At 74.9% G+C, this 5,152-nt stretch carries 4 protein-coding genes and 1 pseudogene; 3 read left to right on the top strand and 2 right to left on the bottom strand.

All coding sequences use genetic code 11. The features are described from left to right. Positions 1–497: pseudogene (locus tag VR45_RS45255) on the top strand (hypothetical protein); the annotation flags it as partial. A 6-nt stretch (positions 498–503) separates the two neighbouring features. On the opposite strand, the gene VR45_RS00975 reads toward VR45_RS45255, so the two are convergent. Next, positions 504–863, bottom strand: coding sequence for a hypothetical protein (locus tag VR45_RS00975; protein WP_052708745.1), 360 nt, complete (start codon positions 861–863; stop codon positions 504–506). Positions 864–1,533: 670 nt separating this feature from the next. On the opposite strand from VR45_RS00975, the gene purN reads away from it, so the two are divergent. Then, positions 1,534–2,193, top strand: coding sequence for a phosphoribosylglycinamide formyltransferase (gene purN / locus VR45_RS00970; protein WP_045937757.1), 660 nt, complete (start codon positions 1,534–1,536; stop codon positions 2,191–2,193). Beyond that, positions 2,190–3,770: a bifunctional phosphoribosylaminoimidazolecarboxamide formyltransferase/IMP cyclohydrolase gene (gene purH / locus VR45_RS00965; RefSeq protein ID WP_045937756.1), complete on the top strand. Its 1,581-nt coding sequence runs from the start codon at positions 2,190–2,192 to the stop codon at positions 3,768–3,770. Before purN ends, purH begins: the two co-directional genes overlap by 4 nt. Positions 3,771–3,886: 116 nt before the next feature. Here purH and VR45_RS00960 read toward each other — a convergent pair whose 3' ends face one another. Continuing rightward, positions 3,887–4,633: an RDD family protein gene (locus VR45_RS00960; protein WP_045937755.1), complete on the bottom strand. Its 747-nt coding sequence runs from the start codon at positions 4,631–4,633 to the stop codon at positions 3,887–3,889. Positions 4,634–5,152 lie beyond the last annotated feature (519 nt).

The raw sequence follows: 5,152 nt of genomic DNA, 5'->3' as shown, positions 1-5,152 counted from the left end.
GGCTGCTGCTGGGCCGGGCGGCCTCGGCGGGCGGCGGGCGGGCGGCCGGGCCGGTGCGGCCGGGGGCCCCGTGGCCGGTGGCGGCGACGGTGGTGGCGGCGCTGGCGTCCGGGCTGCTGGTCGGCGGTGCGGCGGCGGGGCTGGGGTGGCTCGCCGGCGGGGCGCTGGGGGCGGGCCGGATGGCGGAGCTGGGGCCGGTGGCGTGGTGGACGGCGCCGGCGGCGGCGGGCTGGGTCGCGGTGGTGTCCGCCCCGGTCGCGGTGCTGGCGCGGTCCCGGGCGCTGCGGGCGGCGGCGGGCGGCCCGGACAGGTCGTGGCGGTCCGGCGTCCCCCTCGTCCCGGGGGCGCTCGCCGTGACCGCCCGCCGGGGCGCACTCCTGCTGCGCGCTCGCGCGTACGGCGTGGTCACCCGCCTGGCGGGAGCCCCCGGTGCCCCGACGGCTCCCGGAGCCCCCGCCCCCACGGCTCCCGGCGCCCCCGGCGGCTCGGCGCGGTGATCCGGCTCAGTCGCTCTTCTTGGTGATGTCCACGTACCACTGCGGGGCGAGCCGGTCGCAGCCGTCGGCGCCGCTGGAGGTCAGCGAGTCCTGCACGCAGGTCACGTAGTCGTTGTAGTACAGCGCGAGGCCGAGCACGGAGGAGACGAAGACCACCGTCATCGCGCCGGTGAGGATGCCCGCCAGTGCGGCCGGGGTGAGCGGGTTCTGCGTGCCGACGCCGGTGCCGGTGGGCGCGGGGGTGCCGCCGTCGGTGGCGGAGGGGCGGGGGGCCCGCATCGCGGAGACGCCCCAGACGATGGCGAGCGCGCCGACGAACAGGGCGACGTAGTGCAGCGCGGCGAACGCGCAGACCAGCGCGGCCATGCCGGCCAGCGCGGCGTTGCGGGCCTTGCGCTGGGCGGGGCCTTGCGCTGGGCGGGGTCGTTCGGGTCGAGCCGGGGCGGCTGCGGCGCGGGCGGGCGGGGGTTCCAGCCGCCGCCCTGGTGGCCGGGGCTCCACGGGTGGGGCGGCGGGACGAGCGGACGGTCCTCCGGACCGCCCTCCTGGCCCTCGGGCCGGTCGGGGTCGCCGGTGGGGTGGGGAGCGCGCGGGCGCCACGGCTGCTCGGGGGCATCCGCCGGCGGCGGCGCGAAGGGGTTGCGCTCGCCGGTGTCGTCACCGCTGCTCATGGTTCGGCCATTCCTTCTCGGTCGGTGGGGCGGGTGCCCGCGCCACCCTATGTTCCCGCAGGCCCCTGTGGGGGGTCCGGGCACGTCCTGCGGCCGGGGAGTCGGCGGTCGGCCGGCGCCCGGTCCCGGCTCCGGACGGCCGGCGAGATCCCGGTCTCAGCTACGCGCGTAGCCCCGGGCGGTGTTTCGGAGGCCGTCCGACCAGCCGTTATGGTGGTGACGGTCAGCAGCTCCCACGGGTTCCCCGGGGCCCGCGTCGCGGCGGGTTCTCCTGGAGTTCCTCCTCGCTCGACCTGCCGTTCGTAGTGGCCCCACCGCCGGTGGATGTACCAGCGGGCGGCGCCCGACCTACGGAGAATCGCGCAGTGGCCGCCGCCCCCGCTCAGCTCTTCCCGCCCCGCACGCCCGGACCGGCCCGTCTGGTGGTGCTGGTCTCCGGCTCCGGCACCAACCTCCAGGCACTGATCGACGCCGTCGCCGACCCCGCGTACGGGGCGGAGATCCTCGCCGTGGGCGCGGACCGGGACGGCATCGCCGGGCTGGAGCGCGCCGAGCGGGCCGGCCTGCCGGTCTTCGTGCACCGGGTGAAGGACCACGGGGACCGGGCGGACTGGGACCGCGCGCTGACCGCCTCCGTCGCCGGGTACGAGCCCGACCTGGTCGTCACGGCCGGGTTCATGAAGATCCTCGGCCCCGGGTTCATCGAGGCCTTCGCCGGACGGATCGTCAACACCCACCCCGCGCTGCTGCCCTCCTTCCCCGGCGCCCACGGCGTCACCGACGCGCTGGCGTACGGGGTGAGGGTCACCGGTTGCACCGTCCACCTGGTCGACGCCGGCGTCGACACCGGGCCGATCATCGCGCAGGGCGTCGTGGAGGTCCACGACGCCGACCACGCCGATGGCGGCGAGGCGCTGCACGAACGCATCAAGACTGTCGAGCGCAAGCTGCTCGTCGACGTCGTGGGCCGGCTGGCCCGCGAGGGTCACCGCATCGAGGACCGAAAGGTATGGATTCCGGCATGAGCGCCGCTCCCACCACGCCCCCTGTCTCCGAGAACGTCCGGCCGATCCGCCGCGCGCTGATCAGCGTGTACGACAAGACCGGTCTGGAGGAGCTGGCCCAGGGCCTGCACGCCGCCGGGGTCGCCATCGTCTCCACCGGCTCGACCGCCGGCCGGATCGCCGCCGCGGGCGTCCCGGTGACCGAGGTCTCCGAGCTGACCGGCTTCCCGGAGTGCCTGGACGGGCGCGTGAAGACCCTGCACCCCCGCGTGCACGCCGGCGTCCTCGCCGACCTGCGGCTGGAGTCGCACCGCGAGCAGCTGGCCGAGCTGGGCGTCGAGCCCTTCGACCTGGTCGTGGTGAACCTCTACCCGTTCAAGGCGACCGTCGCCTCCGGCGCCACCCCGGACGAGTGCGTCGAGCAGATCGACATCGGCGGCCCGAGCATGGTCCGCGCCGCCGCCAAGAACCACCCCTCGGTGGCCGTCGTGGTCGACCCGGCCCGCTACCAGGACGTGCTGACGGCCGTCCAGGGCGGCGGCTTCGACCTGCTGACCCGCAAGCGGCTGGCCGCCCAGGCCTTCGCCCACACCGCCGCCTACGACGTCGCGGTGGCCAACTGGTTCGGGGAGTCCGGCTACACGGAGACCGAGGACGCGTTCCCGGCCTTCCTGGGCTCGGCCTTCGAGCGCCAGAACGTGCTGCGCTACGGCGAGAACCCGCACCAGGGCGCCGCGCTGTACACCGACGGCAGCGGTGGCCTGGCCGGCGCGCGGCAGCTGCACGGCAAGGAGATGTCGTACAACAACTACGTCGACACCGACGCCGCCCGCCGCGCCGCCTACGACCACACCGAGCCGGCCGTCGCGATCATCAAGCACGCCAACCCGTGCGGCATCGGGACCGGCGCCGACGTCGCCGAGGCGCACCGCAAGGCGCACGAGTGCGACCCGGCCTCCGCGTACGGCGGCGTGATCGCGGTCAACCGCCCGGTCACGGTGGCGCTGGCCGAGCAGATCGCCCCGATCTTCACCGAGGTCGTGGTGGCCCCCGGCTACGAGGACGGCGCCGTCGAGGTGCTGGCCCGCAAGAAGAACCTGCGGGTGCTGCTCGCCCCCGAGGCCCCGGCCAACCGCCAGGAGGTGCGCCCCGTCTCCGGCGGCGTGCTGCTCCAGGACGCCGACCGGATGCACGCCGAGGGCGACGACCCGGCGACCTGGACCCTGGCCTCCGGCGAGGCGCTGTCCCCGGCCGAGCTGGCCGAGCTGGCGTTCGCCTGGCGGGCCTGCCGGGCCGTCAAGTCCAACGCGATCCTGCTGGCCAAGGACGGCGCCTCGGTGGGCGTCGGCATGGGCCAGGTCAACCGCGTCGACTCCTGCAAGCTCGCGGTGGAGCGGGCCGGCGAGCGGGCCAAGGGCTCGTACGCGGCCTCCGACGCCTTCTTCCCGTTCGCGGACGGCCCGGCGATCCTGATCGCGGCCGGCGTGCGGGCGATCGTCCAGCCCGGCGGCTCGATCCGGGACGAAGAGGTGGTCGCGGCCGCCACCGAGGCCGGGGTGACCATGTACTTCACCGGTACCCGCCACTTCTTCCACTGACGCGTCCGCCGGTGGCCCGGCGCTGAACGGCGCTGAACGGCACGGCACGGAACGACGGAACGGCCCGGCTCCCTCCACCGAGGGGGCCGGGCCGTTCCGTCGTGCGCGGTACCGCGTTACTTCTTGATCACCAGGGTGCCGGCGGCACGGTCGTGCCAGCCCTGCAGCTTCCCGGAGTTGTCGAAGAACGGCGACAGGTAGACCAGCAGCGCGCCGATGTAGCAGAGGAACGCGCCGACGATCGGGATGATGAAGCGGATGAAGCCGCCGCCCAGACCCGGGTTCTGGCCGGTGCTCTCCTTGACCACGCGCAGGCCCATGGCCATCTTGCCCAGGGTGGCGCCGGCGAAGGAGACCAGCAGCCACTCGTAGAGCAGGTTGAACACGGCCAGCACGCCGATCATGATCATCATGGTGGCGACGATGCCGCCCGCGGCGTCGGTCTGCTGCTGGAGGCAGTCGCTGTAGGCCGCGCTCGGGTAGGTGTACTGCGAGCAGTCGTCGGTGTCCTTGACGATGCCGAGCGCGCCGGCCAGGCCGAGGGCCATGACCAGGGCGATGATCGCGCCGACGGCCAGGCCGTCGATCAGCCGGGCCAGGAAGCGCTGACCCATGGTCGCCAGCTTGACGGTGCCGATCTGGGCGATGTTGATGTAGCCGTTGTTCGCCTGGATGGTGCCCGGCATCGGCGCGTACCCGTAGGCCTGCTGCTGCGGCACGCCGTAGCCCGGCTGCTGCGGGGGCTGCTGCGGGTAGCCGTAGCCGGCGGCCGGCGGAGCCTGCTGCGGGTAGCCGTAGCCGGGCTGCTGCGGGGGCTGCTGGGGCTGGTTGTACGGGTTGTTGGGGTCGGGCGGGTAGCTCATCGATGCCTCCGGGCAGATGGGGACAAGTGGGGACGGGACAGCGGAGGCCCCGGAACGGGCCGGCTGGACGGGTAGCCGGTCGGACGGGACGTTAGCGGAGCACGCTGACACCGGGGGCGTGGGCCGACCGGTGCGCGCGCCCGCTCAGGGCCGTGGGAAGCGTGCGAACGGGAGCCGGAACGGCCCGGTGGCGCGCGGCAACCCGCGTCGGCGGTCGGTCGTCGGCGCGGTGCGGTCTGGTCGGCTCACTTCGTTCTTCCCCCGAGTACGCCCCGCCGGGTCTGTCCGTCGGCCCGTCACCGGGCCGGATGCGGCGGGGAATGCCTGCTTATCGTCGACCGGACGGCAGTACCGTGTCCAGCCGCGTTCGCGCCTCGGGCCGGACTGTGGCGCAACCGCAATAAGAGCCGAACGTTCCGCATCCGTCCGGCCCGCGCCCGGACCGCCCCCGAAGCCCCCGTCGGGCTCCCGTCCGGCCCTCGCCCGGACCGCCCCCGAAGCCCCCGCTCGGCCCCCGCT

It is taken from the genome of Streptomyces sp. NRRL S-495, from assembly GCF_000966955.1.
GTDB classification, from domain to species: Bacteria; Actinomycetota; Actinomycetes; order Streptomycetales; family Streptomycetaceae; genus Kitasatospora; species Kitasatospora purpeofusca.
Note: the sequence above shows the minus strand (reverse complement) of the source record. Positions and strands in the feature narration are given on the sequence as shown.